The organism is Streptomyces sp. NPDC127068 (genome assembly GCF_042724695.1).
Classification (GTDB): Bacteria; Actinomycetota; Actinomycetes; order Streptomycetales; family Streptomycetaceae; genus Streptomyces.
In genome coordinates, this window is sequence record NZ_JBHXEN010000003.1 from 106798 (window position 1) to 132766 (window position 25969).

The 25969-nt window shown below is 72.2% G+C and carries 27 protein-coding genes and 1 pseudogene; 26 read left to right on the forward strand and 2 right to left on the reverse strand.

Annotated elements, in window-relative coordinates; genetic code table 11:
- The first annotated feature begins 204 nt into the window (after nt 1-204).
- From ACFWIA_RS02480 to ACFWIA_RS02490, 3 genes are all read left to right on the forward strand, one after another.
- Nucleotides 205-1140 (forward strand): LysR family transcriptional regulator, encoded by a 936-nt coding sequence (locus ACFWIA_RS02480; RefSeq protein ID WP_386999629.1) that lies wholly within the window; start codon nt 205-207, stop codon nt 1138-1140.
- A 223-nt stretch (nt 1141-1363) separates the two neighbouring features.
- Nucleotides 1364-1687, forward strand: a complete 324-nt coding sequence (locus tag ACFWIA_RS02485) for a 2Fe-2S iron-sulfur cluster-binding protein (protein WP_386999631.1) — start codon at nt 1364-1366, stop codon at nt 1685-1687.
- A complete protein-coding gene (locus ACFWIA_RS02490; RefSeq protein WP_386999634.1) occupies nt 1687-2961 on the forward strand; it encodes an NAD(P)/FAD-dependent oxidoreductase in 1275 nt (424 codons plus the stop codon). Before ACFWIA_RS02485 ends, ACFWIA_RS02490 begins: the two co-directional genes overlap by 1 nt.
- Nucleotides 2962-3095: 134 nt before the next feature.
- Here ACFWIA_RS02490 and ACFWIA_RS02495 read toward each other — a convergent pair whose 3' ends face one another.
- Nucleotides 3096-3770 carry a hypothetical protein gene (locus tag ACFWIA_RS02495; protein ID WP_386999636.1) on the reverse strand — a complete coding sequence of 225 codons (675 nt, stop codon included), beginning with the start codon at nt 3768-3770 and terminating at the stop codon, nt 3096-3098.
- A gap of 745 nt (nt 3771-4515) precedes the next feature.
- On the opposite strand from ACFWIA_RS02495, the gene ACFWIA_RS02500 reads away from it, so the two are divergent.
- The 23 genes and pseudogenes from ACFWIA_RS02500 (at nt 4516) to ACFWIA_RS02610 (ending at nt 24695) form a co-directional block, all read left to right on the forward strand.
- Complete coding sequence (locus tag ACFWIA_RS02500) at nt 4516-6201, forward strand: MFS transporter (RefSeq protein ID WP_386999638.1); 1686 nt, start codon at nt 4516-4518, stop codon at nt 6199-6201.
- Nucleotides 6202-6544: 343 nt separating this feature from the next.
- Complete coding sequence (locus ACFWIA_RS02505) at nt 6545-6796, forward strand: acyl carrier protein (RefSeq protein WP_385488345.1); 252 nt, start codon at nt 6545-6547, stop codon at nt 6794-6796.
- A gap of 19 nt (nt 6797-6815) precedes the next feature.
- A complete protein-coding gene (locus ACFWIA_RS02510) occupies nt 6816-8042 on the forward strand; it encodes a beta-ketoacyl-[acyl-carrier-protein] synthase family protein (RefSeq protein WP_386999640.1) in 1227 nt (408 codons plus the stop codon).
- 34 nt (nt 8043-8076) lie between these two features.
- A complete protein-coding gene (locus tag ACFWIA_RS02515) occupies nt 8077-9234 on the forward strand; it encodes a beta-ketoacyl-[acyl-carrier-protein] synthase family protein (RefSeq protein ID WP_386999642.1) in 1158 nt (385 codons plus the stop codon).
- Nucleotides 9231-10205 (forward strand): beta-ketoacyl synthase N-terminal-like domain-containing protein, encoded by a 975-nt coding sequence (locus tag ACFWIA_RS02520; protein WP_386999645.1) that lies wholly within the window; start codon nt 9231-9233, stop codon nt 10203-10205. Before ACFWIA_RS02515 ends, ACFWIA_RS02520 begins: the two co-directional genes overlap by 4 nt.
- Nucleotides 10202-11056: pseudogene (locus ACFWIA_RS02525) on the forward strand (alpha/beta fold hydrolase); the annotation flags it as partial. The gene ACFWIA_RS02520 and the pseudogene ACFWIA_RS02525, both read left to right, overlap by 4 nt.
- A gap of 87 nt (nt 11057-11143) precedes the next feature.
- A complete protein-coding gene (locus ACFWIA_RS02530; protein ID WP_386999841.1) occupies nt 11144-12199 on the forward strand; it encodes a hypothetical protein in 1056 nt (351 codons plus the stop codon).
- 45 nt (nt 12200-12244) lie between these two features.
- On the forward strand, nt 12245-13450 hold the full coding sequence (locus tag ACFWIA_RS02535) for a beta-ketoacyl-[acyl-carrier-protein] synthase family protein (RefSeq protein ID WP_386999648.1): 1206 nt from the start codon (nt 12245-12247) through the stop codon (nt 13448-13450).
- Nucleotides 13447-14514 (forward strand): beta-ketoacyl synthase N-terminal-like domain-containing protein, encoded by a 1068-nt coding sequence (locus ACFWIA_RS02540; protein ID WP_386999651.1) that lies wholly within the window; start codon nt 13447-13449, stop codon nt 14512-14514. Before ACFWIA_RS02535 ends, ACFWIA_RS02540 begins: the two co-directional genes overlap by 4 nt.
- Nucleotides 14515-14553: 39 nt before the next feature.
- Nucleotides 14554-15348, forward strand: coding sequence for an SDR family oxidoreductase (locus ACFWIA_RS02545; RefSeq protein WP_386999653.1), 795 nt, complete (start codon nt 14554-14556; stop codon nt 15346-15348).
- Nucleotides 15348-16352: an alpha/beta hydrolase gene (locus ACFWIA_RS02550; RefSeq protein ID WP_386999655.1), complete on the forward strand. Its 1005-nt coding sequence runs from the start codon at nt 15348-15350 to the stop codon at nt 16350-16352. The genes ACFWIA_RS02545 and ACFWIA_RS02550 overlap by 1 nt, the downstream gene beginning before the upstream one ends.
- Nucleotides 16345-16671 (forward strand): hypothetical protein, encoded by a 327-nt coding sequence (locus ACFWIA_RS02555; protein WP_386999657.1) that lies wholly within the window; start codon nt 16345-16347, stop codon nt 16669-16671. The genes ACFWIA_RS02550 and ACFWIA_RS02555 overlap by 8 nt, the downstream gene beginning before the upstream one ends.
- Nucleotides 16671-17078, forward strand: a complete 408-nt coding sequence (locus ACFWIA_RS02560; protein ID WP_386999658.1) for a hypothetical protein — start codon at nt 16671-16673, stop codon at nt 17076-17078. The genes ACFWIA_RS02555 and ACFWIA_RS02560 overlap by 1 nt, the downstream gene beginning before the upstream one ends.
- A gap of 1 nt (nt 17079) precedes the next feature.
- Entirely contained in the window at nt 17080-17481 is a 402-nt protein-coding gene (locus ACFWIA_RS02565) for a hypothetical protein (protein ID WP_386999660.1), read from the forward strand.
- Between the two features lie 32 nt (nt 17482-17513).
- A complete protein-coding gene (locus tag ACFWIA_RS02570; protein WP_386999662.1) occupies nt 17514-18626 on the forward strand; it encodes a beta-ketoacyl synthase N-terminal-like domain-containing protein in 1113 nt (370 codons plus the stop codon).
- The gene (locus tag ACFWIA_RS02575) at nt 18623-19561 is read left to right on the forward strand and encodes an ACP S-malonyltransferase (RefSeq protein ID WP_386999664.1); all 939 of its coding nucleotides are present in this window, start codon (nt 18623-18625) and stop codon (nt 19559-19561) included. Before ACFWIA_RS02570 ends, ACFWIA_RS02575 begins: the two co-directional genes overlap by 4 nt.
- A 94-nt stretch (nt 19562-19655) precedes the next feature.
- A complete protein-coding gene (locus ACFWIA_RS02580) occupies nt 19656-19913 on the forward strand; it encodes an acyl carrier protein (RefSeq protein ID WP_385488310.1) in 258 nt (85 codons plus the stop codon).
- Nucleotides 19913-20866 (forward strand): 3-hydroxyacyl-ACP dehydratase FabZ family protein, encoded by a 954-nt coding sequence (locus tag ACFWIA_RS02585; RefSeq protein ID WP_386999668.1) that lies wholly within the window; start codon nt 19913-19915, stop codon nt 20864-20866. The genes ACFWIA_RS02580 and ACFWIA_RS02585 overlap by 1 nt, the downstream gene beginning before the upstream one ends.
- An 8-nt stretch (nt 20867-20874) precedes the next feature.
- Nucleotides 20875-21615 carry a 3-oxoacyl-[acyl-carrier-protein] reductase gene (gene fabG / locus ACFWIA_RS02590; protein ID WP_386999670.1) on the forward strand — a complete coding sequence of 247 codons (741 nt, stop codon included), beginning with the start codon at nt 20875-20877 and terminating at the stop codon, nt 21613-21615.
- Entirely contained in the window at nt 21612-22355 is a 744-nt protein-coding gene (locus ACFWIA_RS02595) for a 2-hydroxychromene-2-carboxylate isomerase (RefSeq protein WP_386999672.1), read from the forward strand. Before fabG ends, ACFWIA_RS02595 begins: the two co-directional genes overlap by 4 nt.
- Before the next feature lie 139 nt (nt 22356-22494).
- Nucleotides 22495-23427, forward strand: a complete 933-nt coding sequence (locus ACFWIA_RS02600; protein ID WP_386999673.1) for an alpha/beta hydrolase — start codon at nt 22495-22497, stop codon at nt 23425-23427.
- Between the two features lie 20 nt (nt 23428-23447).
- A complete protein-coding gene (locus ACFWIA_RS02605) occupies nt 23448-23978 on the forward strand; it encodes a hypothetical protein (protein WP_386999675.1) in 531 nt (176 codons plus the stop codon).
- A gap of 87 nt (nt 23979-24065) precedes the next feature.
- The gene (locus tag ACFWIA_RS02610) at nt 24066-24695 is read left to right on the forward strand and encodes a DUF3710 domain-containing protein (RefSeq protein ID WP_386999677.1); all 630 of its coding nucleotides are present in this window, start codon (nt 24066-24068) and stop codon (nt 24693-24695) included.
- A gap of 57 nt (nt 24696-24752) precedes the next feature.
- Here the strand turns inward: ACFWIA_RS02610 and ACFWIA_RS02615 are convergent, their stop codons facing one another.
- Entirely contained in the window at nt 24753-25925 is a 1173-nt protein-coding gene (locus tag ACFWIA_RS02615) for an RCC1 domain-containing protein (protein WP_386999679.1), read from the reverse strand.
- Between the last annotated feature and the right edge of the window lie 44 nt (nt 25926-25969).

A 25969-nucleotide genomic window follows, 5' to 3' on the forward strand; every position in this document is an offset into this window, starting at 1 on the left:
GTCGTGTCATGCCATGTCGTGCGGGTGGTGCGTGTCGTGCGGGTGGTGCGGGGGCACCGCTTCGCGTGTGCAGGTGTCGGACGCCGTTGTCCGTGGCACCTGTGCGGTGACCCCGGTGACGACCGTAGGGAGAACCCCTCATGCATTTCCAAGACCGTTTTTGCCATGTGAAGATGACCCGGAAGGCATGAGTGGAGGTGGAACGTGGACCTGTTGCAGTTGCGCTACTTCCGGACCGTCGCCCGTTACGAGCACATGAGCCGGGCCGCGGAGGAGCTGCGGGTCGCCCAACCCTCGCTCAGCCGGAGCATCGCCCGCTTGGAGGCCGAATTGGGCTCCCCGCTCTTCCACCGGCACGGCCGCCGCATCCGGCTCAACCAGTACGGGGCGATGTTCCTGCGCCATGTGGACCGTGCCCTGAGCGAACTCGACGACGGCCGCAGGGCCGTCCGTGAGGCCCGTGACACGGGGCTCGGTCGGGTCAGTGTCGCCTCCGAGACCCTGCTGACGATCACTCGGCTGCTGGGCAGCTTCCGGGACGCCCATCCCCGTGCCGACGTGCGGCTCTTCCAGTCGAACGCGGAGGAGATGGAGCGCCAACTCCGCGTCCGGGAGGTGGACTTCTGCGTCGCTTCGCAACCGCTGGCCGGGGCCAACCTCCAGTCGATCGAGCTGGCCAGGGAAGAGGTGCTGCTCGCGGTTCCCCGCGGCCACCGGCTCGACGGACGGGAGAGCGTGACGATTCCCGAGATCGCCGACCAGCCCTTCGTCACCACCCGCCCGGGCCACTGGCAGCGCGCCCTCCTCGACCGGCTGTTCTCGTCCGAAGGGCTGGCCCCGCTGGTGTCCTGCGAGGGCGACGAACCGGGCGCCAGTCAGGACATGATCAGCGCGGGTCTGGGCATCGGCCTCATCCCGGCGATCTCCCGTCGGATCGGTACGGAGGCTCATGTCCCGGTCGCCTGGGTCCACCTCGACGTGCCCGACTGCCACCGGGTGCTGACCCTGGTGTGGAACCGCGACACCTACCTGTCCGAAGCGGCCCTGAAGTTCCGTGAGTTCACCACCAGTCGGCCGTTCATGACCCATCGTCTGCCCGACCCCCACCGGGGTCGCGGCCACGACGTCCCGGAGCAGTAGGCCCTAGCCCGCCCGGAACTCCTCTGGTACGGTTCACCGCGCTTGCCGCCGCATGCCGGGCCGAGGACGTCGCGTGTCCGAACGGTCGGCTGTCGCAGGCGGGTCGGCAGGGGTGTCGCGTCCCCCACCGGCCGCTGATCGCTCCCTTCCCACCACCCACTTGACCGGCATCCGCCCCCCCGGCGTACTCGCGTGCGGGCCGATGCCTGCGAGGAGTTCCGGCATGCCCGAAATCACCTATGTCGCCGTCGACGGGACGGAGCGCACGATCGACGTGCCGTCCGACACCAGCGTCATGCGCGGTGCCGTCACCCACGACCTGGACGGCATCGTCGCCCAGTGCGGCGGCAATGCGCAGTGCGCCACCTGCCACGTCTACGTGGACGAGACCTCCCTGGACCAGCTGGAGCCCGTGGAGCCGAAGGAGGAGCACATGCTCGACTTCACCGCCGCCCCGCGCCGGCCGGGCAGCCGACTGAGCTGCCAACTCAAGGTCACCGCCGCCCTGGACGGCCTGATCGTCCACCTCCCCGAGCGGCAGTACTGATGGCGGCCGACGGGGCGGGGCCCGCGTCCGTGGTCATCGTGGGCGCCGGCCAGGGCGGGTACCAGACGGCGGCGTCCCTGCGCGAACACGGCTACCCGGGGCGCATCACGCTCATCAGCGACGAGGACGCGCTGCCCTACGAGCGTCCACCGCTGTCCAAGGCGTACCTCAAGGGCGAGGTGACCGAGGCGGAGCTGTGGCTGCGGCCCGCCACGTACTTCGTACGCCGGTCGATCGACCTGGTCAGGGGTACGGTCACGGAGATCGACCGGGTCAGCCGCACGGTGCGCCTCGCTGACGGTTCCGGGTACGCGTACGGTCATCTGGTGCTGGCCACCGGGGCCCGGCCGCGCACCCTCGGGGTGCCGGGGGCCGGGCTGCGCGGTGTGCACACCCTGCGCACCGCACGGGACGCCGCCGCGCTCCGGGCCTCGCTGGAGTCCGCGCGGCGCGTCGTGGTGGTGGGGGCCGGGTTCATCGGTCTCGAATGCGCCGCCGTGGCCCGTGCGTCGGGTCGTGAGGTGACCGTCCTGGAAGCGCTCGATCGGCCGCTGGCCCGGGTCGTATCGGAGCGGACCGCCGGGTACGTCACCCGGCTCCACCAGCGGCAGGGCACCCGGTTGCTGTTCGGCCGGGGGGTGGCCGCCCTGCACGGTGACCGCCGGGGCCGGGTCGCGGAGGTGGAGTCGGCGGACGGTGATCGGCTGCCCGCCGACCTGGTGCTGATCGGGGCCGGTGTCCGCCCGTGCACCGAGCTGGCCACGGCGGCCGGCCTCCCGGTGGACGACGGCATCACCGTCGACTCCCGGCTGCTGACCGGCGATCCGCATGTCTCCGCGGTCGGTGACTGCGCGGCGTTCCCTCAGGTGCGCTCGGGGAACCGGCAGCGGATCGAGTCGGTGCAGAACGCCGTCGGTCACGCCCGGTCGGTCGCCGCACGGCTCACCGGGTCGCCGGAGCACTACGGCGAGGTGCCCTGGTTCTGGAGTGATCAGTTCACGGCGAACCTACAGATCGCGGGACTCGGTGGGGGTCACGACGCGGAAGTGCTGTGGGGCGACGAGGACCCCGAGGCGTTCTCCGTGCTCCTCTTCCGCGGGGATGCGCTGCTGGCGGTCGAGTCGGTGAACCGACCCGTGGACCATCTGGCGGCGCGTCAGATCCTGCAACGGAGGGTGGGACTCCGTCCGGAGGACGTCGGCGCGGAGGGGTTCTCGCTCCGGGGGCACCTGGCCCACCGGGCGGGAGGGTCCACGACCCCCGTGGTCCGCTGAACGAGTGGCGGGCCCGCTTCCGTCCTGCTGGTCCGCGGGACGGCAGGGGTGCGTCACAGGGGTGGGGCAACACCCTTCGCACATAAGGGTGTTGCCTGGTCGCGCTGGGGGTGAGGGTTGCTGCGGTGGATCGACTAGTGCGGTCTGAGGGCGGGGGTGAGGAGACCGGTACGGGCGGCAAGGACACCCGCCTGGAAGCGGGATCGTGCACCTAACTCGTTCATGAGCGTGGCGACGTGGCGACGGTAGGTGCGCACGGACATCCCGGTCGCCTTGGCCGCCGCGTCGTCCGTGAACCCCTTGCTCATCAGGTCGAGGACCCGGACGAGGTTGCGGTGCCGGGCCGCGTCGGCCGTGGTGTCCAGGTAGGCGGGGTGCGACTCCTCCGGTTGCTCACCGATCGCCATGAGGTGGTGGAACGCGCTGGCCACGGTGGAGTCGTGGATGACGATGCCCCCCGGTGCCTGCGGGCTGTCCGCGGTGCCGTGCCGGAACACGGCCATTTCCGAGTCGACTATGGCGATGTTGTAGGGGGAACCGCCGACGATGAGGGCCTGTGGCTGCATGGCCTTCAACTGCTGGAGGATTCTGTTGTCGTTGAGGGCTTCCTGACGGCAGATCAGTTTGATCTCGACGCCGTGGTCGGCGAGTTCGGTGACGGCCCGCCTGACGATGCGCAGTCGCTTGGTGACGCTTTCGTCGGGGACCGAGGGCAGGATGTCACCCAAACACCACATCACGCTCTCTTCCGCGGTGAGGACGAGCCGCGCCATCCAGCGAATCGAGGCTTCCGCGTCGGTGGACTCCACCGCCCCGGTGATGTGTCGAGTGCCGCGTGCGGGGGTGTGGGGGACCGGCTCCTGGCGCGTCAGGTTTTCGACAACGCTGTTTCTCCATGGTGAGCTTCGAGTTGCGAATCCGTCGACCGAATCTCTGTAATCCTGTAGCAACTTTCCATTCCCCCGCTCTTCGTGCCGCGTCACCCATGGGTTCAAGACCCGTGGTAATCCTTCACCCTGCCGTCGGAGGCGATTGGTGACGCGGTTCGGATGTGCTTTCAGATGCCGTCAGTTGGCTTCGGATCGCTTGTGGAAGAAGTGCTCGCTGGTTATATGTGAACCACCCGTGAGCGTAGCACGCAGAGGGAATGGTCTATGGAGGTCAGGGCTATGGTTGCATCTTCAAGGAACTCTGTGTGATTGCGCGTGTGCGGTGGTTGCGGTGTGTGATCGCATTCCCCGGGTGTTCCCGATCGGAGGTCGGCCGGGCGTATCCGGCTATCCTGTCGCGGGTCGCGGGCGGGTTGTTGTCGCCGGCTCCCCGGTCATGTCGAAGCAGGAGGCGGCGCGTTGTCCACTGGCAGGTAGTTGTCAGAATTCCTGTGAATCTTGAACGTGGCCGGCGCCTCCACCCACACTTACTGCCAAGTAAGGGCTTGTTCGGGTGTCACGAGGCCCGTTGTTGTCACTTTCGGGTAGCAGGCATCCCCCCCAGACGACGTCGACGTCCAGGCGGGAGCGCGCCGACGGCGCCCCCCTCTGAGGAACGGAACTCGTGAGCGCAAGAGATCGGACCATCGAAGGGCCGGCTGACCCGGCCCCCGCCTCCCCGACCCCACGGCAGTGGCTGGCCCTGTCCGTGCTGGTCCTCGCCCAGCTCGCGGTGTGGTTGGACAACACCATCCTCAACGTCGCGCTCAAGACCCTGGCCGACCCGGACGAGGGCCTGGGCGCCACCCCGAACGAACTCCAGTGGAGCATCAGCTCGTACACCCTGGTCTTCGCCGTACTGCTCTTCACCGGCGGAGTGCTGGCCGACCGCTACGGCCAACGCCGCGTCCTGCTGATCGGACTCGGCGTCTTCGGCGTCTGTTCCGCCTGGGCCGCCTGGGCCGACTCGCCGGGCGAACTGATCCTCGCCCGTGCGGTCATGGGCGTCGGCAGCGCGTTGATCATGCCCGCGACGCTCTCCCTGATCGCCGAGGTGTTCGACGCGCGACACCGCGCCAAGGCGATCGCGATCTGGTCCGGGTGCAGCGGGCTCGCCATCGCGGCCGGCCCCCTGCTCAGCGGGGCCCTGCTGGAGCACTTCTGGTGGGGGTCCGTCTTCCTGATCAACGTTCCCCTGGTGCTCGTCTCGGTGATCGGCGGGTACCTGCTGCTGCCCGTCGCGCGTTCCCTCACCCGGCAGCGCTTCGACCCGGTGGGCGTGCTGTTGTCGACGCTGGGCGTGCTGGCCGTCGTCTACGGCGTCATCGAGGGCGGCCACCGCAACGAGTGGTTGGCCTGGGACGTCGTCGGCCTGATCGTGCTGGGCCTGCTGCTCCTGGTCGTCTTCGTGCTCGTGGAGCTGCGCATCCCGTACCCGAGCTTCGACATCCGGCTGTTCCGCAACCGGAGGTTCACCGGGGCGAGCGTGGCGGTCATGCTCACCTTCTTCGGGCTGACCGGCTCCCAGTACTACGCGACCTTCTACCTCCAGGGACCGCGCGGCCAGACCCCGTTCGAGGCGGGCATGACCCTCGCCCCGGTGGCGCTCGGCGTCCTCCTCGGCGCCCCCGTCTCGGCGGTCCTGGTCAAGCGCTGGGGGGCCCGCCTCGTGGTGGCCGGAGGCATGCTGATCGCCGCCGCCACCTTCTTCGGTTACGTCTTCTTCGACACCGACACCCCGTTGCCCTGGTTCTGGCTGCTGCTGGTGGTCCAGGGGCTCGGGCTCGGCGCCAGCGTCGCGCCCACCACCGAAGTGATCATCGCGGCGCTCCCCGCGGACCGCACCGGGGTCGGGTCGGCGGTCAACAACTCGATGCGCCAGATCGGCGGCGTGCTCGGGGTGGCGGTCCTGGGGACCGTGCTCGTCAGCGTCTACCGGGACCGGATCGGGCCGGACCTCGCCGGGCTGCCGCCCCGGGCGGTGGAGCAGGCGGAGAACTCCCCCGAAGGCGCCCGGTACCTGGCCGAGCAGGCGAACCTGCCCCACCTGGTCCAGGCCGCGAACGACAGCTTCTTGCAGTCCATGCACGTCACCACCGTGATCGGTGGCGCCATGGCGGTGGCGGGTGCGCTGATCATCCTGTTCACCTTCGCCGGTGACCTCTCCCGGAGCCCCGCGACCGGCAGCGGCAGCGAACCCCCCGACGGCGGCGACCACCCCGACGCCCCCGCCCGCGCCCGCGCTGACGACGGCGGCCCGGGCGCGGTGCCGAAGCCCGCGCCGCCCACGGACGCGCAGGCCCCCCGCTGACCCGCTGACCCGCGGCCCGCCACCGCAGCCCTACGCCCCCGCCCCGCGGCGGGGGCGTACGCGTGTTCCCCGTGCGCCCCCCGAGCGCTCGGAGCGTACGCCGGCGCAGTGCTGAAGGACCGTCACCGTCGACTGCTTCCCGCTCCGGCGACCCGTGGCACCAAACGGCCTGAGGCACGGGCAGTTGCGCCGTCGGCTGGCAACTTCTGCGGTGATTGCGCGGCTCACGGCCACCCGCGAACCGGGCGCGGCAGTTAGAGGCCATCCGCCTTGATGGGATTCCCGCCCGGTCCTAACGTGGAGCGCGCTGGAAAGGAATTCCAGAAGCGGAGGTAGGAGACCTATGAGCACTGTGGTGGACGAGCGTCAGGCGAAGATCCGCGACATTGTCTGCGACATTCTCGAACTGGAACCGGAAGAGGTGACCCAGGAAAGCCTCTTCAAAGAGGACCACGACGCGGACTCGCTGCGCGCGATCGAGATCCTCGCGTCTTTGGAGAAGTCCTTCAACATCGTCATCGACCAGTCCGAGCTGGGTCGCATGGTGAACCTCAACGGCGTCTACGAGGTCGTTTCCGAAGCCGCCGGTTGGTAGTCGGAGAATCGGGGAGACCATGCTCCAGGAATCGGCCCGCAGGGTCGTCATCACCGGGCTCGGCACGGTGTCGAGTATCGGTATCGGAACTCAGGAGTTCCTGACCGGCCTGCGTGCCGGACGTAGTGCGGCGCGACCCATCACGGCCTTCGACACGACCGGCTTCGCGTACTCCATCGGCTGTGAGATCGAGGACTTCGACTCCAGCCGGTGGATACGCCGACTCGACCCCGAGAGCCTCGGTCGGGCGAGCCAGTTCTCCACCTCGGCCGCGCGGATGGCCGTCGCCGACGCGGGGCTGGACGAGGACGAACTGCGGCGGCACCGCTGTCTGACGTCGATCGGCACCACCGACGGGGAGTCCCGCGACCTCGACCAGCTCGTCGAGTCCGAGGTCAGGCGGGGACCCGAGTCGATGGACGCCACGGTGGCCCGCCGGGTACCGGCCGGCCGGCTGTCCGGCGCCGTGGCCCAGGAGTTGGGGCTGTCCCGGGTGGAGGCCGTCACCCTGCCGACCGCGTGCGCCGCCGGCAACTACGCCATCGGCTACGGCTACGACGCGATCCGCAGCGGAGACGTCACGTACGCCCTGTGCGGCGGGGCGGACTCGCTGTGCCGCAAGACGTTCACCGGGTTCTACCGGCTGGGCACCATCGCCCCCGAGCGCTGCCAGCCGTTCGACCTGAACCGCAAGGGCATCCTCACCGGTGAGGGCGCCGGCGTCCTGCTGATGGAGAGCCTGGAGTCCGCCCTGGCACGCGGGGCGCGGATCTACGCCGAGGTGCTCGGCTACGGCCTGAACTGCGACGCCCACCACCCGGTGGCGCCCAACCAGGACAGCGTCGCCCGGTGCATGCAACTCGCCCTGGACGACGCCGGGGTGAAGCCGTCGGAGGTCGACTTCATCTCCGCCCACGGCACCGGCACCCGGGCGAACGACGTGACCGAGGCCGCCGCGATCCGCCAGGTCTTCGGACAGCAGCCGCCGCGCACGGTCTCCATCAAGTCGATGATCGGGCACAGCATGGGCGCCGCCAGCGCGCTGGCCTCCATCGCCTGCGCGCTCTCCCTCACCGAGGGGTTCATCCCGCCGACCATCAACCACGTCGAGACGGACCCGGAGTGCGCCGTGGACTGCGTACCCAACCAGGCGGTCGAGGCCGACCTGCGGGTGGTGCAGAACAACGGACTCGCCTTCGGCGGCAACAACTCCGTCGTGATCTACGGCAGGTACGAGGGCAAGTGATGCGGGTCCGCCTGACGTGCCCGGGAGGGGCGAGATGAGCGTGTTGGTGACCGGAGCCGGTGCGAAGGCCAGCATCGGCGGTGACGTGGACGAGGTCTTTGACTCCCTGTGCGCGGGACGGAGCGGACTGGCCGAGCTGCGCGGCTTCGACGCCGCCCGGTACCGGACCCGACACGCGTACGAGATCGACGACCGGCCCCCGGGCCGCCGGGACCGGCCCTACCGGGCCACCGACTGGCTGCTCTCGGCGGTCGGGGAGGCCACCCGGCAGGCGGGCCTCGGTGAAGACCTCGGTGACGTGCCGGTGCTCGTCGGCACCGGACTGCGGGAACTGCGCTCCGCGGAGCTGGCCTGGCGCGACGGCGCCGCCTTCGGCGTCGACCGGCTGCACTTCGGTACCGCACTGCGCGAGCGGTTCGGCGCGGTGCAGAGCCACACCTTCTCCAACGCCTGCTCCGCGTCGCTCCACGCCCTCGCCCTGGGCGCGGACCTGATCGAGGCGGGCGAGAGCGACACGGTGGTCGTGGCCGGCGTCGACACGCTGACCGAGAGCATGTACGGCCTGTTGGACCGGGTCCACATGGAGCCGCCGCAGCGCGTGCAGCCCTTCGACCGGGCGCGCAAGGGCGTGCTGATGGGCGAGGGCGCGGTCGCCGTGGTGCTCCGCCGTGAGGACTGCCCCGCGACCGGGTCCCTCGGCCGACTGCGGTCGGTCAGCATGAACTGCGACGCGCACCACGTCACCGCACCCGACCCGGCCGGCATCACCGAAGCGGTCCGGGAGGCCCACGACCGGGCGGGCGTGAAGCCCGCGGACATCGACCTGGTGATGCTGCACGGCACCGGCACCCTGCTGAACGACGAGGCGGAGGCCGCGGCGGTCGCCACGGTCTTCGGCGAGGACGTCACCCGCCCCCTGATGACCGCACTCAAGTCCATGACCGGGCACACCTCCGGCGGCTCCGGGCTGCTCAGCCTGATCGTGGCGCTGAGGGCGATGGCCACCGGGCGCGTCCCGGCGACCCTCGGCCTGGACGAGCCGGTCGCGGAGGCCGGCAGGTTCCGGTTCGTCCGCGAACGGGACCACCGGGCAACCGAACTGACGCTGGCTCAGGTCGACGCCTTCGGCTTCGGCGGAGTCAACACGGTGGCCGTCGTCGAGCGGACCCAGAAGGGCAGGACCGCGACATGAGCGACTTCCGCGTGGGCATCACCGGGGTGGGGCTCGCCCTGCCCGGCGTCGACGACCCCGCCGACCTGCTGCGGGCCACCACCGGCCCGGCCGGCGAGCCGGTCGTGCCCGCCGACCGCATCGGCCGCAAGGGCCTGCGCTACAAGGACCGGGCCACCCAACTCGCCCTGGTCGCCGTCCGTGACGCGCTACGGGACTCCCGGCTGATCCCCGACGACGGCGAACGGTGCGAGCTGGGCGCCAGCACGGCCGTGGTCGCCAGCTCCAACCTGGGCAACCTCGACACCGTCTGCCGCACGGCCTCCGCCATCGCCACCGAATCGGTCGAGGGCATCAGCCCGATGGGCCTGCCCAACGCCTCCAGCAACGTGGTGGCCTCCTCGGTCGCCATCCGGTTCGGACTGCGCGGCCCCAACCTGATGGTGTGCAACGGCGCCACCGGCGGCCTGGACAGCGTCCGTTGGGCCGCCCGACTGATCCGCGCCGGACGCGCCGAACGCGCGGTGGTCATCGGGGTCGAGACCCACAACGAGGTCACCGAGGCACTCACCGGACACCCCGCCGCGAGCGCACTGGACGGTGCGGTGGCCCTGGTGCTGGAGGGCGTCACCGCGGCGGAGCGACGCACGGTGCCCCTCGTCGCCGAGCTGGGCGACCAGACCCGCCGGGGATCGGTGGACGCCTGCGTCGCCGCGCTGCTGGCGGCCCCCGGACCGGCGCCCGGCGCGTGGTTCACCTCCGAGGGCCTCGACGGCGACCGGGCGGTCCCCGGCACGGACGGGATGCCCCGCCACGCACTGGACGCCGTACTGGGCCACGCCTCGGGCGCGTTGGGCGTCGCCCAGTGCGCCGCGGCGGTCGGCCTGCTCACCGCGGACGGCCCCGGCACCGTCCTGCTCACCAACGGCGACGACGACGGCGACGCGGTCGCCGGACTGCTGCTGCGCCGAACGGGGGAGCGGGGCCGATGAGCAGTGCCCGGGGGCTCGCCGTCCCGCCCGACACCCCCGTCCTGGTCACCCGGGCCCGGGCGGGGACCGGCGTCGACGGACCGCGCGTCCTGCTGCTGCACGGGCTGGCCGCCAGCTCCGACACCTGGGCCCGACTCGTCCCCCTGCTCGACCCGGCCTGCGAGGTGTGGACCGCGGAACTGCCCTGGCGCGGCTCCGGCACGCCCGACTGGTGGCGCACCCCGCCCGCCCAGTGGGTCCGGGAGGCCGTCGCCGCGGTGCCCGGCGGCCCCACCGTCCTCGTCGCCCACTCCTTCGGCGCCGGCGCGGTGCTGAGCTGGCTCGACGCCGAGACCTCCGGCGCGCCGGACCCCGTCGACCCGTCGGCGCGACCCGAACCCGGCACCGGCCCGCGGGCGCACGACCCGAGCGGGCAGGGCCCGAGAGGGCAGAACCCGACCGGGCGCGGCGCGCTGCGCGGGGTCGTGCTCGCCGCGCCGTTCTACCGCGCGGCGGCGGCCGACTTCGGCTGGGACGCCCTCTCCTACTACCTCAACCACTTCGAAGACATCCTCGAAGACGGCGTCCGGGTCCGCTCCGGCGGCCGGCTCCCCGCCGACGTGCAACGACGAATGGCCGTCAAGGTCCGGGACCGGGTCGGCTGCCACGGGTGGATGCGGTTCTTCGACACCTACCTGTCCACACCGGACCTGCGGACCCCGGCGATGCGCCTGCCGTTCCTGCTGATCAGCGGCAGCGAGGACTTCGCGGCCCGGACGGGCGACGCACACGCCCTGACCGGCCGGCTCCCCGACGCCGCCCTGCACGTCCTGGAGGGCGCCGGCCACTTCTCCATGGTCGAGCAGCCCGAGACCTTCGCGTCCCTCACCAACGGCCTCGTCCACGACCTCACGGCCCGCAACCAGCCGGGCCCCGTCCACGCCCTGGAGCACCCCCTGATGACCGAGACACTCGACGCCACGGTGGCCACCGGCGCCAAGGCACTGTTGAACACCACCACCACGGTGACCGTACGGCCCCGCTACGAGGGCTCCAACATCTGCACCTGGATCGGCTTCAAGCACGTCAACTACCTCGTGGAAGAAGCCGTCCTGGACCACTTCCGCAGCGCCGGGCTGTCCTCCCGCTCGCTGTACGAGGAGTTCGGACTCGGACTCGACCTCGTCGACCTGGACACCCGCATCCTGCACGCCTTCCACCTCGACGACACCGCCGAGGCGAAGGTCGTCCCCGACACCAAGGACGGCGCCGACACCCTCGGCTTCCGGGTGACGCTCACCATCGAGCGGGACGGCGCCCCGGTCAAGGCCGTCGCCTCCAAGGTCCGGGTCTCGCTGCGCCCCGACGGCTACCTCCAGAGCGCGGAGCAGCCGCCCACCGAACTCGCGCCCTACGTGGCGCAGCGGCTCGGCGCCCACCTCGCGGGCACCACCGCGGAGACCACCGCCCACGGGGTCGCCGTGGAGAGCGCCGACACCACCGCGCTCGGCGAGGGCCGCGGAACGCACGGGGCGACCGACCCGGTGCTGGCCCGACTCGTCGGCGACACCAACGCGTTCGGCTGGAAGTGGCGCATCCCCTACCCCTACTGCCACTTCACGGAGCGCCTCCAGATGTCCGGCTACCTGCGGCAGATGGAGGAGGTCGTGGACCTCTTCCTCGCCGACCGGGGCATCTCCATCCGCACCCTGCTGGACGACCGCCGCTGGATACCGGTCGTGCCGCACTCCCGCATCCAGATCCTCGACGAGGCGCTGATGGAGGAGGACCTCTACACCGTCTACACGGTGGAGGACGTGTTCAAGGACCTCACCTACACCTCCCGGATGGACTGCTACGTCGTCCGTGACGGCGTCCTCGTGCAGACCGCGACCGGACGGATCACCCACGGCTACGCGGTGATCGAGAACCGCCGCGACTGGTCGCTGGTCAACTTCGACGACCACGTGATCCGGGCCCTGAAGGGCGAGGACGCCCCCGCCACGGCCGGCTGAGGTCCGACCGGACGTCCGCACCCCACGCACTCCTCGGAGAGACGAATGGACGACGTACTCATCACCGGACTCGGTGTCCTCAGCTGCCTGGGCAGGGGTGTCGACGCCTTCCGGGACGGCCTGGCGAAGGCCACCAGCGCACCGCGACCGACGACGGACCCGGCCGCCCGCATGGCCGTCCCGCTGATGTACTCCGTGCCCACGGACAGCGTGCCCACCGGCAGCGAGACGCTCGACGGCCAGCCGCTGGGCGACGGTTCGCGCTACGCCCTGGACGTCACCCGACAGGCCCTGGCCGACGCGGGGCTGACCGGCGAGGGCCGGGGCGCCGTGGACGCCGACCCCCGGCGGGTGGCCGTCGTCATCGGCACGGGCATGGGCGACGCCGGTCTCCACGAGGAGTGGCGGGTCGGGTCCCGCCCGGCGCGCGACGCCTGGAGCCCGACCTTCTCGGTGGCCTCCGCCGTGGGCCGGCTCGTCGGCGCCGAGGGGCCCAACACCAGCGTCAGCAACGCCTGCGCGGCCAGCGGCTTCGCGGTGTCCCTGGCCGCGGACCTGATCCGCTCCGGCGAAGCCGACGTGGTGGTGGCCGGCGGCGCCGAAGCGTACTCCCGGGTCGCCCTCGGCTGCTTCAACCGGCTGGGCGCCGTCGATCCGCTGCGCTGCCGCCCCTTCGACGCCGACCGGGCCGGAACCGTGTTCGGGGAGGGCGCCGCCGCGCTGGTGCTGGAGTCCGCCGCGCACGCCCGCCGCCGCTCCCCGGAGCGGGTGTACGCCCGACTGGCCGGCGCGGGGTGGAGCTGCGACGCGCACCACACCACGGCCATCGAGCCGGAGGGCACGCAGATCACCCGGGCCATGCGGCGCGCGGTCGCGGAAGCCGGGATCGGGGTGCAGGACCTCGGCTGCGTGGTGCCGCACGGCACCGGCACCCTGATCAACGACACGGTGGAGAGCCGTGCCCTGGCGGGCCTGCTCGGCCCCCTGGTGGACGAGCGCCCGCTGTACAGCCTCAAGTCGCTGATCGGCCACACCGGTGGCGCCGCGGGGGCGCTCGCCGCGCTGTCGGCGGCCCTCATCGTGCACCACCGCGAAGTGCCCCCGAACGTCGCCCGGCAGCACCCCGATCCCGAGTGCGGCGTGCTCCTGCCGGAGCGCGCCAGCCCGCTGAAGGGCGGATCGGTCCTGGTCAACGCCTATGCCTTCGGCGGCAACAACGTCTCCCTCGTCCTCCAGGAGGTGGCCGCATGACCGGCTTCGACGCCACCGACGTGGCGGTGACCGGCATCGGGGTGGTGACCCCGCGCGGCGGCGACGCGTCCGCCGCCGACGCCCCCCGCCCGGACGCGCCGGGCGACTGGTTCGACTACCGCACCGAACTGGGGCGCCGGGGCTACAAGTACCTCCCCCCGGCGGCGCAGTACTACCTCGCCGCGGCCAACCGCGCGCTCGCGGCGGCCGGCGGACCGACGGTGCCGGCGGAGGACCGCGGCGCGGCGGTCGGCACGAACAGCGCCGCCGAGGCCCTGCACACCGCGATGGACGAGACGGTCATCACGGCCGGCGCCGCCGATCTGAGTCCGGCCACCGCCCCGTACTTCTCGATCAACCTGTTCGGCAGCCGGATGGCCATGGAGCACCGGCTCCAGGGTTTCAACCTCACCCTCACCACCCCGCGCATCGCCGGGTTGGAGGCCCTCCAGACCGGGCTGCGCTCGCTACGGCTCGGCCGGGCCTCCTGGCTGCTGGCCGGCGCCACCGAAGAGGCCCTGGACCCGCGCGACCCGGGCGCCGCCCGGTCGGAGGTCGGCGCGGTCGCCCTGGTGCTGGAGCGGACGGACCTGCTCCGCGCCCGGGGCGGCACCGCCCTGGGACACCTGGCCGTGCGCTCCTGCTACGTACCGCCGGACGCGCCCTCGGACGAGGCCCGCGCCCGGGTGGCCCGACTGCTCGCCGACCGCCCCGCCGGGGCCGGTGCGACGGAACCCGGGGACGTGACCGCGGTGCTGGACGGATCGACGGTCGCCACGGCGGTGCACCAGGTCCTCGGCCCGGACGCCCGGCGCGTCCCCGCGGGCTCCGGCGCCCTGGAACCGCTGCTCCAGGCGGTCGGCACGGTGGGCCGGCACCCGGACCGCCCCGGGGCCGTCGTCACCGCGTCCGCCCAGGGCAACGTCGCCGTCTGCTGGGTCCTCCCGGCCCACGACGACCGTACGCACGACGAGCGCGCCCACGAGCGTGCGGCGCACGACGAGCGCACTGCCCCGGACCGGACCGCGCGGGCCGAACCGGCGCCTGCCGGCTCGGTCGCGTGACCCCCCGACCCGGCACCACGACACATGAGGAGTAGGGCAATGGCAACACCGCTCGAAGGATCCTGGGCGCTGGTGCTCGGAGTCTCCAGCGGCATGGGGCTCGCCGTGGCACGGCAACTGGCCCACGAGGGCGTCAACGTGCTCGGCGTGCACTTCGACACCGCCAGCGGCCAGGAGAAGGCCGCGACGGCCGCCGAGGAACTGCGGTCCCTGGGCGTCCAGGTGCACTTCCACAACGCCAACGCGGCCCGCGCCGCCACCCGCGCCGAACTGGTCCCCCTCTTCCGGGAGCTCACCGGTGACCGGGGCATCCGCATCCTGGTCCACTCGCTGGCCTTCGGCACCCTGGTCCCCTTCATCGCCAAGGACGGACGGCCCGGCCTGTCCGAACGGCAGATGAACATGACCCTCGACGTGATGGCCCACTCCCTCGTGTACTGGACCCAGGACCTCCACGCGGCCGGGCTGCTGCGCGCCGGCTCCAAGGTCTACGCCATGACCAGCGCCGGCAACGCCAAGGTGGCCTCCCACTACGGTGCCGTGTCCGCCGCCAAGTGCGCACTGGAAGCCCATGTCCGGCAACTCGCGGTCGAGTTGGCGCCCAGCGGGGTCGCCGTCAACGCCCTGCGGGCCGGGGTGACCGTCACCCCCTCGCTGGAGCGCATCCCGGAGAGCGCGGAGCTCGTCGAGCGGGCGACCCGCACCAACCCGCACGGCCGCCTCACCCGACCCGAAGACGTCGGGGAGGCCGTGGCACTGCTCTCCCGCGCCGAGACCTCGTGGATCACCGGCAACGTCATCGGGGTCGACGGCGGGGAAGTCCTGACCGCCTGATGGAGAACACGGAGACGAAGGAGACCGGCCGCCGCCGGACCGGCGGCCCGCTCGGGGCCGCCCGCCGGACGCTGACGGTGCCCTGGCGACTGCTGCGGGCCGTCGGGCTCGGCGCCCGCCACGCCCACCGGCTCTACCACCCCGAGAACAGCAAGGTGGGGCGCACCCCGGAGCACAAGAAGCTGCCGATGCGCCGGATGCAGGTGACCACCCGGATGGACGGGGTCACCCTGGAAGCCTGGGTGGTGCCGAGCACCGGCCCGCACACGGTGGTGGTCTGCCACGGCGTGGAACGGTCCAAGTCCAGCACCCTCAGCCACATCGCCCTCCTCCACGGGGCCGGCTACCACGTCGTCGCCTACGACATGCGCAACCACGGCGAGAGCACCGGCGACCGCCGACTGGGCCGGATGGCCCGGCGCTACACCAGCGACCTGCGGGACGTGCTGCGCCAGGTGGCCGCCGATCCCGAACTGGGCCGCGGCAAGCTCGCCCTGCTCGGCTTCTCCTTCTCGGCCTGGCCCTCCCTCCGGGTCCTCACCACCCCCGGCGCGCCCCCGGTGTGCGCGGTGGTCGCGGACAGCGGACCGCTCTACGACATCGGCGCCGGGCTGGCCAACTTCGCCACGCTGCGCCGCGCCAGCCTGCCCGCCTGGGTACGGGGCGGACCCGCGTTCGCCTGCTACCGGCACACGTTCCGGCTGGTCGCACTGCGGATGCTGGCGCTGCGCCGCTGGCCGCCCGACCTCACCGGAGTGCCCACCCGGCTGATGTTCGTCGCCGGCGCCGCGGACCCGCTGGTGACCGAGGACCAGGTGCGCCGCGTCGCCCGCGCGCTCCCCGGGGCGCACCTGTGGGTCGCGCCCACCGCGATGCACATGAACGCCATCCGCTTCGACCGACGGGAGTACGAGTCTCAGGTGCTGACCTTCCTGGCCGAGTCCTTCGCCGGGCCGGACCGGCACCCGACCCCCCGCCCCACCACGGAGGCCCACCGTGCCTGAACACCTCCTGATCGAGAGCGAGGGCCCCGCCTACGGGCCCGGTGCCACCCGGTTCGTCACCGATGCCGCGCACCTGGTCCGCGCCGGCGGGACCACCGCACTGCTCCTGGTCGACAACGCCGTCTTCGCCGCGCTCCCCGGAGCGTGTGACGAGGTCGCCGACTTCACCGGCAGCGGCGGGGAACTGCTGGTCGACGCGTACGCCTTCCACCAGCGCGCCCTCGCCCCTGACCACCTGCTGCCGGGCGCGCGACTGGTGGAGATGGACGAGGTCGCCGCCCTGCTCCTGGAGCACGGCACCCGGGTGGTGTGGCACTGATGGCCCCGAGGATCGCCCGCAGCGACGTGCTGCTCGCCCTGTTCGGCGGCCCGCACCGCACGGAGCTGGTGACCACCGCGTTCCGCATGACGCACGCCCTGCTCGGCCGCGGCGCCACCGTACAGATCTGGACCTGCGGGGACGCCACCGGCCTCACCCGCCTCAGCCTCGGCGACAGCAAACCGCGCAACGTCGTGGACTGGGCCGGGGACTACCCCTCGACGCCCACCCTGGCCCGCGGACTGCTCGCCGAGCACCCGGACCGACTGCGCTGGTACGTCTGCCGCTTCTGCTCCGACGAGCGGGGCACGGCCGAGCAGATCCCCGAGGTGCGCCGGCGTCCCCCGTTCACCTTCTGGGAACACGCCGTGGCCGCCGACAAGACCTTGTCCCTGGGGGTGTGCTGAGGTGGAGAGCGCCGCCCACCCCGCCCTGGTCATGATCGACCGCGCCTACCGCGGCTCGGTGGAGACCCAGTTCGCCGACGTCCTCTACTTCATCCGGGAGCTGAACCGCCAGGTCGGCGGGCTGCACCTGGCGCTCCGCGGCGACGCCGTGACCTACGCCCTCACCGCCCCCGAGCACACGCCCTCGGTGCAGTTGGGCAGCCGCGAGCTGGACACCCTGCCCGATCCGCGCCGTTCGGTGCGCACCCTGCTGGAGGAGGGCACGGCGGTCTGGGTCGAGCGGACGGACCTGGAGAGGCTGGGCCCGGGGGCGGCGGACCGGCTGTTGCCGGGCGCCCGCCTCGCCGGCCCCGGCGAACTGGCCCGCAGCTGGTCCTCGTACCACCGGGTGTGGTTCATGTGACGCCGCCCACCACGACCGAAGGAGCACCGCCGATGACCACCCTTGCCGAACGGGGACCGTTGATCTCCGCGTGGGCCGCCGTCTCGCCGTGGGGACGCGACGCCACCGGGTTCCGCGCCGGACTGCACGGGGCCCGGGCCACCGAAGCGGCGGTCGACACCGACCGCTGGTCCGTGCCGCAGCCCTCGGCGTGCCTGGTCCCGGACTTCGACATCCGGGAGAGCCTGGGCCGCAAGGGCACCCGCTCGATGGACCGGGTCACCGGTCTCGCGGTGACCGCGCTCGGCCAACTGGTCGGCGGCGAGGACCGGTTGCCCGGCATCGGACCGGACACCGGGCTGGCCCTGGGCACCAGCACGGGCAGCGCCCAGAGCATCATGGACTTCACCCGTGACTCCCTGGTGGGGGAGAAGCCGTTCTTCGTGGACCCGGCGCGCTTCCCCAACACGGTGATGAACTGCGCGGCCGGACAGTCCGCGATCTGGCACGGGTTGAAGGGGCCCAACACCACCATCGCCGGCGGTCGGGCCACCGGGCTGCTCGCCCTCCAGTACGCGCTGCGGCTCCAGCGGGCCGAGCGGGCCTCCACCGTGCTGTGCGGCGCGGTGGAGGAGTACTCCACCGCACGGGCGTGGCTGGACTGGCACAGCCGTGGCGGGGTCACGGGCGGGACACCGCTCGGCGAGGGCGCCGCGGTGTGGCTGATGGAGACCGCGGAAACGGCCCGGGAACACGGCCGCAGCGGACTGGCGACGGTCGAGGGCCTGGAGTTCGGCTTCGCCACCGGGCCCGAGGAGATCCGGTCGGTGTTGGCAGGGTGCCTGCGGGCCCTCGGCGAGCGCGGCGGCCTCGGCCCCGACGAACTGTGGGCGGTGGCCACCTCCCAGCTGCCCGGGCCCGAAGGGGAGGCCGAACAGGCGGCCCTGCACGAGGTGTTGGGGGACGCACAGCCCCGTACCCTGCCCTGCGCCGAGCTGATCGGCGACACCTACGCCGCCTCGGCCGCCTTCCAGATCACCACCGTGCTCGCCGAGGCCGAACGGGACGGGTCGTCGGCGGGCCGCACCGCACTGGTCACCTCGGTCGAACGGGACGGCGTGGTCGCCGCCGGGGTCTTCCGGCTGCTGGGCGGGGAGGAGCGGTGAGCGGGGCACCGCCGACGGCGCTGCTGTTCCCCGGGCAGGGCGCCCAACGCGCGGCCATGGGGGAGCCGTGGCGGGACGTCGAGGCGTGGCGCCTCGCCGAGGAGATCTCCGCGCACACCGGGACCGACGTCGAGGAACTGCTCCTCAAGGCCGATGACGCGACCCTGCGCGAGACCGATCTGGCGCAGTTGGCGGTCTTCTCCCTCTCCGTGATCGTGCTGCACCACGTGCGCGGCCGGGAGGACCCGGAGGAGCCGTCAGGGGTCGTCGCGTACGCCGGACACAGCCTGGGCGAGTACGTGGCCCTGTACGCGGCGGGCGCGCTGACCCTGCCGGACGCCGCCCGGTTGGTCGCCGTCCGGGGCCGTGCCATGCGGCAGGCCGCCCAGCGGGACCCGGGCACGATGGCCGTCCTGGTGCGGGCCGACGCGGAGACCGCCCACACGATGGTGGAGGCGGCCCGGACCGCCGGACACCGGGTGTGGGTGGCGAACCTGAACGCCCCCGGGCAGGTCGTGGTCTCCGGCAGCCACGAGGGCATCGACCACGTCGAGTCCCGCGCCGGTGACCACGACGCGAAGGTGCTGCGGGTCGCCGTGGGCGGCGCCTTCCACACCCCGTTGATGGCCCCCGCGGGCGAGGAACTGGCGCGGGCCCTGCTGGCGGTGCCGTTCGCCGCGTCCCACGCGCCGGTCGTCGCCAACGTCGACGCCCGCGCCTACCGGGGCGGGGACGTGGACTGGCCGGAACTGGAGGTGCGCCAACTCACCAGCCCCGTCCTGTGGGAGCGCGGGGTGCGCACCCTCCACGACACGCTGGGCTGCGTGCGCTTCCTGGAGCTGGGGCCCGGGCGCGCACTGACGGGAATGGTCCGCCGCACGCTGTCCGACGCGACCGTCGTCACCGTCAACACCCCCACCGCACCGCTCCACTAGACCGGACCGAGCCGTCGACCGGGCGGACCGGACCGCACCACCCAGCCGTAGCAACAGAAGCCGAAACAGTGCACACCGAAGGAGAGACACGACGATGTCCGAGAACACCCGGGTACTGGACCTCGAAGACCTGCGGCAGACCGTCGCCGACATCCTCGACGTCGAGGAGGAGGAGCTGACCGACGACGCCCACTTCGTGGAGACGCTCGGCGTCGATTCGCTGATGGCGCTGGAGGTCATGGTCGTGCTGGAGAAGAAGTACGACGTCAAGCTCGGCGAGGACGAGCTCAAGGAGGTCACCACCCTGAAGAAGGCGTACGACCTGCTCGGCGGGAAGCTCGGGGTCAGCTGATGCCCGCCGCCTGCACCCCCGTCCAGGGCACCCCGAAGCCCCTGGACTCCTCGCAGACCGCCACCGTCGTGACGGTGGCGGCCGAAGAGCGGGTCTTCGCCGGTCACTACCCCGGGTTCCCGATCTTCCCCGGCGTCTGCATCGTCGAGCACGTCCACCGCAGTGCGCTGGACACGCTGCCGGACCAGGAGGGCGCCGCCGGGGCAGGCTGGGAGCTGGCCGCGGTGGAGAGCACCCGGTTCCTCTCGCCGGTCTTCCCCGGGGACACCCTGACCATCGAGCTGACCTGGTCCCGGGTCGGCGACGCCTGGCGCTGCAAGGCGGTCGCCGCCTCGCAGCGCGGCACCGCCGCCCAGGTCAGACTGCGCTACGAGGCCGCCACCGCCCCCGGCACCGTGGCCCCGACCGCCGCGGCCCGCGCCCAGGCGCCGACCCGACCGGACGGGGCCACCGCGATGGGGGCCGCCGCCATCAAGCAGGTGCTCCCGCACCGCTACCCGATGCTGCTGGTCGACCGGGTGCTGCGCCGGGTGCCCGGCGAACACCTCATCGCGCACAAGGCGGTGACCTGCAACGAACCCTGGTACCAGGACCTGCCCCCGCAGGCCACCGAGGACGACCACGCCTATCCGCACGTCCTGCTGGTCGAGTCCTGGTGCCAGTCGGCCGGCATCCTCATCGCCGCCGAACGCCCCAACCCGGACGTGCTCAGCGGCCAGGTGATGCTCTTCGGCAGCATCTCCGACATCCGGTTCACCGGACGGGTACGGCCCGGCCAGGTGATGGAGCACCACGTGCGACTGTCCCGCGCCCTGTCCGACACCGTCGTCTTCGAGGGCGAATGCCTGGTGGACGGCGAGGTGGTGGCGGAGATCGGCCGGGTCGTCATGGCGATGCGCCCGGCCTCCGAACTGACCGCACACGCGCCCGCGCGCACCGAAGAGAGCAGCTAGGGGATCACATGTCCGACAGCTCGTCCCGCACCGCACTCATCACCGGCGGCTCGCGCGGCCTGGGCCGGGCGACCGCGCTGCGGCTCGCCGACGACGGCTACGACGTGGCGTTCTGCTACACCGCGAACGCCGACGCCGCAAGGGAGTTGGAGAAGGAGATCACCGAACGCGGGGTGCGGGTGCTGGCCCTCCAGGCCGACGTCTCCGACGCCGCCTCGGCCAAGTCCCTGGTCACCACCGCCCAGGAGGAGTTCGGCGCGCTGGACGTGCTGGTCACCTCTGCCGGCATCGTCCGGGACAACCCGCTGCTGATGATGAAGGACGACGACTGGAACCGCGTCATCGACGTCAACCTCAACGGGACCTACTACGTGTGCCGTTACGCGATCTTCGAGATGATGAAGCGCAAATCGGGGTGCATCGTCAACGTGTCCTCGGTCGCCGGCGTCCACGGCAACCCGACGCAGAGCAACTACTCCGCGTCCAAGGCCGGCATCATCGGCTTCACCAAGGCCGTCGCCAAGGAGGTCGGCCCCTACGGCATCCGCGCCAACGTGGTCGCCCCCGGCTTCATCGAGACCGACATGACCGCGGGCCTCACCGACAAGGTGCGCGAGCAGGCCGTGGGACAGATCCCGCTGCGGCGCCTGGGACGGCCCGAGGAGGTCGCCGAGCTGATCTCGTACCTCACCCGGGCCACCTACGTGACCGGCTCGGTGTTCCAGATCGACGGCGGCATCGTCCTGTGAGCGGCGCCGCGGACGGCCGCAAGCGCCGCGGGACGAAACCGCCGCGGTTCTACTTCTCGCTGCGCAGCCCGTACTCGTGGCTGGCCCACCACGACCTGATGCGGCACCATCCGGACGTGGCGGCACTGGTGGAGTGGCGCCCGTTCTGGGAGCCGGACGAACGGTCGCGGAAGCTGCTGACGGACGCCGGCGGCGACTTCCCCTACGTGGCCATGTCCCGCGCCAAGCACCTGTACATCCTCCAGGACGTACGTCGACTGGTGCGGGAACGCGGTCTGGAGTCGACCTGGCCGGTGGACCGCGACCCCCGGTGGGAGGTCCCGCACCTCGCGTACCTGGCGGCCGTGGACGCCGGGCGGGGGCCGGACTTCGTCCAACTCGCCTACCGCAAGCGGTGGATCGAAGGTCGGGACATCTGCGACTCGGCTACGATCTCTGCAATGGCAAAGGAGTTGGGGGTGGCCGAGGAACCGCTGGTCGAAGCGGCCGACGATCCCGAGATGCGGCGCAGGGGAGCGGCAGCCCTGCTCGACGTCGACCGGGACGGCGTCTTCGGCGTTCCGTTCCTCGTCCACGGCTTCGACAAGTTCTGGGGGGTGGACCGACTGGAGGCGTTCGCCGCGTCGGTCCGCGGGAGCACCGCAACGGCACCCGCACCAACGGACGTTGAGCCGCGGCAGGTCGAGCCGCCGACCACGGGCCAGGGCGGGGACCAGGGACACGCCGGCGGCTGCGGGTGACCGCCCGTCCGCCGCGCGCCCCCGGCTGAGGGGGCGCCCGGGCCGATCGGGGCGCGCACCCGACACCGGAGGGCGCCGTCCGGGCGTCGGACTCCCCGCGTCGCAGCGAGGAACGTTCACGTGGGTGAAGGAGAGAGACATGCCACGAGCCGTAGGTGAGAGCACCACCCGCTTCTCACCGTTGACCCATGCCCTGTCGGCGCTCGCGTTGCCGCTGGCGCCCTTGGGCGGACTGGCGCTGGCCTATGCGCTCTTCCACCCGCCGCGCCGCCCACACCACAAGCGCCCGGTGGACGTGGGCCTGCCCGAACCGGAGGTGCTACGGGTCCCGGTCGGCGGCGGCAAGCACGTCCACGCCTGGCTCTGTCCCGGCGATCCCGAACGCGTCGTGGTGATCGGACACGGCATGGGGCTGAGCAAGTCGGCCACCCTCGGCCACGCCAAGTTCCTGCACGACGCGGGGTACACGGTGTGCCTCTTCGACCACCGCAACCACGGCAGCAGCAGCCAGGACCGCTCGGTCACCGGCCTCAGCGACCGCTTCACCACCGATGTGCTGGCGATCGTGAAACTGCTGAGGTCCCGCGAGGTGCACCGGACGGCGAAGGTGGCCGTGTACGGCTTCTCCTTCTCCACCTTCCCGATGTTCTACGCGCTCAGGGACGCCGACACCGAGGTCAACGCGGTGATCTGCGACAGCGGCCCCGGTGAGGAACTCGGCCCGCTCTTCGCGAACTTCCTCGACGCCGGAGTCCTCCCGGTGCCCGCCCCGCTGCGCGCCAAGCCCGCCCGCTACGCGCTGGAGGGCACCCTGTGCCGCGCGGGCAAGGCCATGCTCCGCTCCCAGTGGCCCCCGCCGGCCGAGGGGCGGTACACCACCACCCCGCTGCTGTTCATCGCCGGCGAGGAGGACCGCATCCTGCCGGCCTCCTCGGTGGACGCGCTGGCCAGCCGCTACTCGCACGCCGAGGCGCACATCCTGCCCGGGGTCGGACACCTCCTCGGGCTGAAGGAAGCACGGGAACAGTACGTCGACGCGGTGCTGGAGTTCCTCCAGCGCGCCCTGAAGTGACGGGGTGCGCAATGAAGCGCATGAGCGGAATGCCCCAGGTGTGGGGCGCGCGCGAGGCGGAGGTCCGCGCGTCCTACCCCTGCGACACCCTGTTGGTCAGGCCCCGGGAGCACTGGGTCCGGGCGGTGACCGTCCGGGCCGAGCCCGGAGTCGTCTTCCGCTGGCTGTGCCAACTCAAGGTGGCACCCTACAGCTACGACCTGCTGGACAACCTGGGGCGGCGCAGCCCGCGCCGGCTCACCCCCGGCGCGGAACGGCTGGAGGTCGGCCAACGCGTCATGACGATCTTCCGGCTGGTCGACTACGCGCCCGATCGACACCTCACCGTGCTGCTCGACAAGGAGCGCGCACTCAAGCTGTTCGGGGGCTTCGCCCTGACCTACCTGGTCACCGAGGAGTCCCCCGGGGTGAGCCGGCTGGTGGCCAAACTCGTGGTCGGTGACGACGACGGCGTGCTGCGCCGGTTGCGCAGACCCCTGATGGCCTGGGGCGACCTCCTGATGATGCAACGTCAGCTCCACGTACTGCGCAAGCTGGCCGAAGGGCGCTGACCGGGCCTGGACGTCGCGTCCTGCCCGGCGGGACACTCCTCGTACGGACCGCGGCCGAACGGTGGCCCGCCCCACGGGAGTGATCGCATGACACACCGCCCCGCCGGACCCTGGGACGTCTCCGAAGTGCCCGACCCCGCCGAGGGGCGATTCGACCTCGGCGGGCTGCTCGTCCCGGTTCCGGACGAGGGGGAGTTGCGCGTCGAGGTCGTGGACGGGGTGATCGTCGCCGCGACCGTCGTCCTGGGAGGCAGCGCCGTGCAGCTCCAGGCGTTCGCCGCGCCGGAACACGGTGCCTGGGAGGAGTTACGCGCCGGGCTCGTGCACGGCATCGTCGCCCGGGGCGGTACCGCGGTCGTGGCACCGGGGACCTTCGGGCCGGAAGTGCGGGCGCGGGTGCACCAGGAGGAACCCGACGGCACCCGGTACTGGCAGGAGGTCCGCTTCGCCGGGGTGGACGGCCCGGGCTGGACGCTGCGCGGAGTCTTCTCCGGCTTGCTCGCCCGGCGTCCGGGGCGACTGGCCGGCCCGCTGGCGGAGTCCTTCCGGCGGACCGTGGTGGTGCCCCCCGGGCATCCGAGGGAGCCCGGGGAGACGATCCCCCTGCACCTGCCCGACGCCGCCATGGAACCGGTCGACGATCCCGAGCCGGAGCAGCCGGTCCGGCTCCCGAGGAACGGGCGCCCCCGGCTCCGGCTGCGGAGACGGCGGGTCTGAGCGCGCCCCGAGAGTGGCGGGGGCCGGTGTGCACCGGCCCCCGGGGTGGTGCGGGTGTCAGCCGGCGAGGCTGAACTCGCCGCCACCGGCGATCAGCGAGATGCTGCTGAGGCTGTTCACCGGGGTGACCAGGGCGGTCCGGTTGGTGGCGCTGCCGTCCCCGAGCTGCCCGTTGTTGTTGTAGCCGACGGCGCTGACCTTGCCGTCCCGGTCGAGCAGCAGGGTGTGGTACCCGCCGGCCGAGATGGCGCGGACGTTGGCGGCGCCGTCGAGGGTGATGGGGGCGGGGCGGTTGGTGGTGGTGCCGTCGCCCTGCTGGCCCTGGACGTTGTAACCCCAGGTCTTCACGGTCCCGTCGGCGAGCCGGGCGACGCTGTGGTAGACGCCCGCAGAGATCTCCCGGGCGGTGGTGATGCCGTCGACCTTCACGGGGGCGGTGCGCTGGGTGGTGGTGTTGTCCCCGAGCTGGCCCTCGGAACCGCGGCCCCAGGACCAGACGGTGCCGTCCGCGAGCCGGGCGAGGCTGTGGTAGTGGCCGCCCGCGACGCTGCGGACGCCGGACAGGCCCGGCACGGTCACCGGGGTGAGGCGGTTGGTGACGGTGTTGTCGCCGATCTGGCCGTTGCTGTTGTAGCCCCAGGTCTTGACCGTGCCGTCGGAGAGGACGGCCAGGCTGTGGAAGGCGCCGGCGGCGATCGCCTCGACGTTGGTGAGCCCGGAGACGGTCACCGGATTGTTGCGCTGGGCCGTGCTGTTGTCCCCGAGCTGGCCCTCCGTGTTGCGGCCCCAGGAGCGCACCGTGCCGTCGGCGAGCAGCGCCAGGCTGTGCTGGTAGCCCGCGGCGACGGCGACCACGCCGCGCAGCCCGGTGACGGTGGACGCCTGGTCCTGGGCGGCGGTGCTGCCGATGCCGAGCTGCCCCTCCGCGTTGCGGCCCCAGCTCTCCACGGTGCCGTTGGAGAGGAGGGCGAGACTGTGGAAGTAGCCGGCGGCGAGGCTGTCGACGTCGCCCCCGGTCACTCCCGGGACGGTCACCGGCTTGTACTTGGCGCCGGTGACGGTGCCGCCGAGCTGGTAGTTGTCATTGGCGCCCCAGCCCTTGACGCGGCCCTCCTGGGCGGTGGCGGTCGCCGTGGGCAGCAGGGCCCAGGCGGCGAGGACCGCGAGGAGCGCCAGCAGTGTCGACAGCGCGCGGGCGCCGCGTCCCCGGCCGTGGGGGTGTGCGTTCATGTCGTTCCTCACCTGAATGGCGTGGCGCAGGGGGCCATCCGGAC

Bases quoted from the DNA above. Each gene is read 5' to 3' on its own strand.
- ACFWIA_RS02485 (WP_386999631.1), top strand. From the start codon at position 1,364: ATGCCCGAAATCACCTATGTCGCCGTCGACGGGACGGAGCGCACGATC.
- ACFWIA_RS02490 (WP_386999634.1), top strand. From the start codon at position 1,687: ATGGCGGCCGACGGGGCGGGGCCCGCGTCCGTGGTCATCGTGGGCGCC.
- ACFWIA_RS02505 (WP_385488345.1), top strand. From the start codon at position 6,545: ATGAGCACTGTGGTGGACGAGCGTCAGGCGAAGATCCGCGACATTGTC.
- ACFWIA_RS02510 (WP_386999640.1), top strand. From the start codon at position 6,816: ATGCTCCAGGAATCGGCCCGCAGGGTCGTCATCACCGGGCTCGGCACG.
- ACFWIA_RS02515 (WP_386999642.1), top strand. From the start codon at position 8,077: ATGAGCGTGTTGGTGACCGGAGCCGGTGCGAAGGCCAGCATCGGCGGT.
- ACFWIA_RS02520 (WP_386999645.1), top strand. From the start codon at position 9,231: ATGAGCGACTTCCGCGTGGGCATCACCGGGGTGGGGCTCGCCCTGCCC.
- ACFWIA_RS02530 (WP_386999841.1), top strand. From the start codon at position 11,144: ATGACCGAGACACTCGACGCCACGGTGGCCACCGGCGCCAAGGCACTG.
- ACFWIA_RS02535 (WP_386999648.1), top strand. From the start codon at position 12,245: ATGGACGACGTACTCATCACCGGACTCGGTGTCCTCAGCTGCCTGGGC.
- ACFWIA_RS02540 (WP_386999651.1), top strand. From the start codon at position 13,447: ATGACCGGCTTCGACGCCACCGACGTGGCGGTGACCGGCATCGGGGTG.
- ACFWIA_RS02545 (WP_386999653.1), top strand. From the start codon at position 14,554: ATGGCAACACCGCTCGAAGGATCCTGGGCGCTGGTGCTCGGAGTCTCC.
- ACFWIA_RS02550 (WP_386999655.1), top strand. From the start codon at position 15,348: ATGGAGAACACGGAGACGAAGGAGACCGGCCGCCGCCGGACCGGCGGC.
- ACFWIA_RS02560 (WP_386999658.1), top strand. From the start codon at position 16,671: ATGGCCCCGAGGATCGCCCGCAGCGACGTGCTGCTCGCCCTGTTCGGC.
- ACFWIA_RS02570 (WP_386999662.1), top strand. From the start codon at position 17,514: ATGACCACCCTTGCCGAACGGGGACCGTTGATCTCCGCGTGGGCCGCC.
- ACFWIA_RS02580 (WP_385488310.1), top strand. From the start codon at position 19,656: ATGTCCGAGAACACCCGGGTACTGGACCTCGAAGACCTGCGGCAGACC.
- ACFWIA_RS02585 (WP_386999668.1), top strand. From the start codon at position 19,913: ATGCCCGCCGCCTGCACCCCCGTCCAGGGCACCCCGAAGCCCCTGGAC.
- fabG (WP_386999670.1), top strand. From the start codon at position 20,875: ATGTCCGACAGCTCGTCCCGCACCGCACTCATCACCGGCGGCTCGCGC.
- ACFWIA_RS02600 (WP_386999673.1), top strand. From the start codon at position 22,495: ATGCCACGAGCCGTAGGTGAGAGCACCACCCGCTTCTCACCGTTGACC.
- ACFWIA_RS02605 (WP_386999675.1), top strand. From the start codon at position 23,448: ATGAGCGGAATGCCCCAGGTGTGGGGCGCGCGCGAGGCGGAGGTCCGC.
- ACFWIA_RS02610 (WP_386999677.1), top strand. From the start codon at position 24,066: ATGACACACCGCCCCGCCGGACCCTGGGACGTCTCCGAAGTGCCCGAC.
- ACFWIA_RS02615 (WP_386999679.1), bottom strand. From the start codon at position 25,925: ATGAACGCACACCCCCACGGCCGGGGACGCGGCGCCCGCGCGCTGTCG.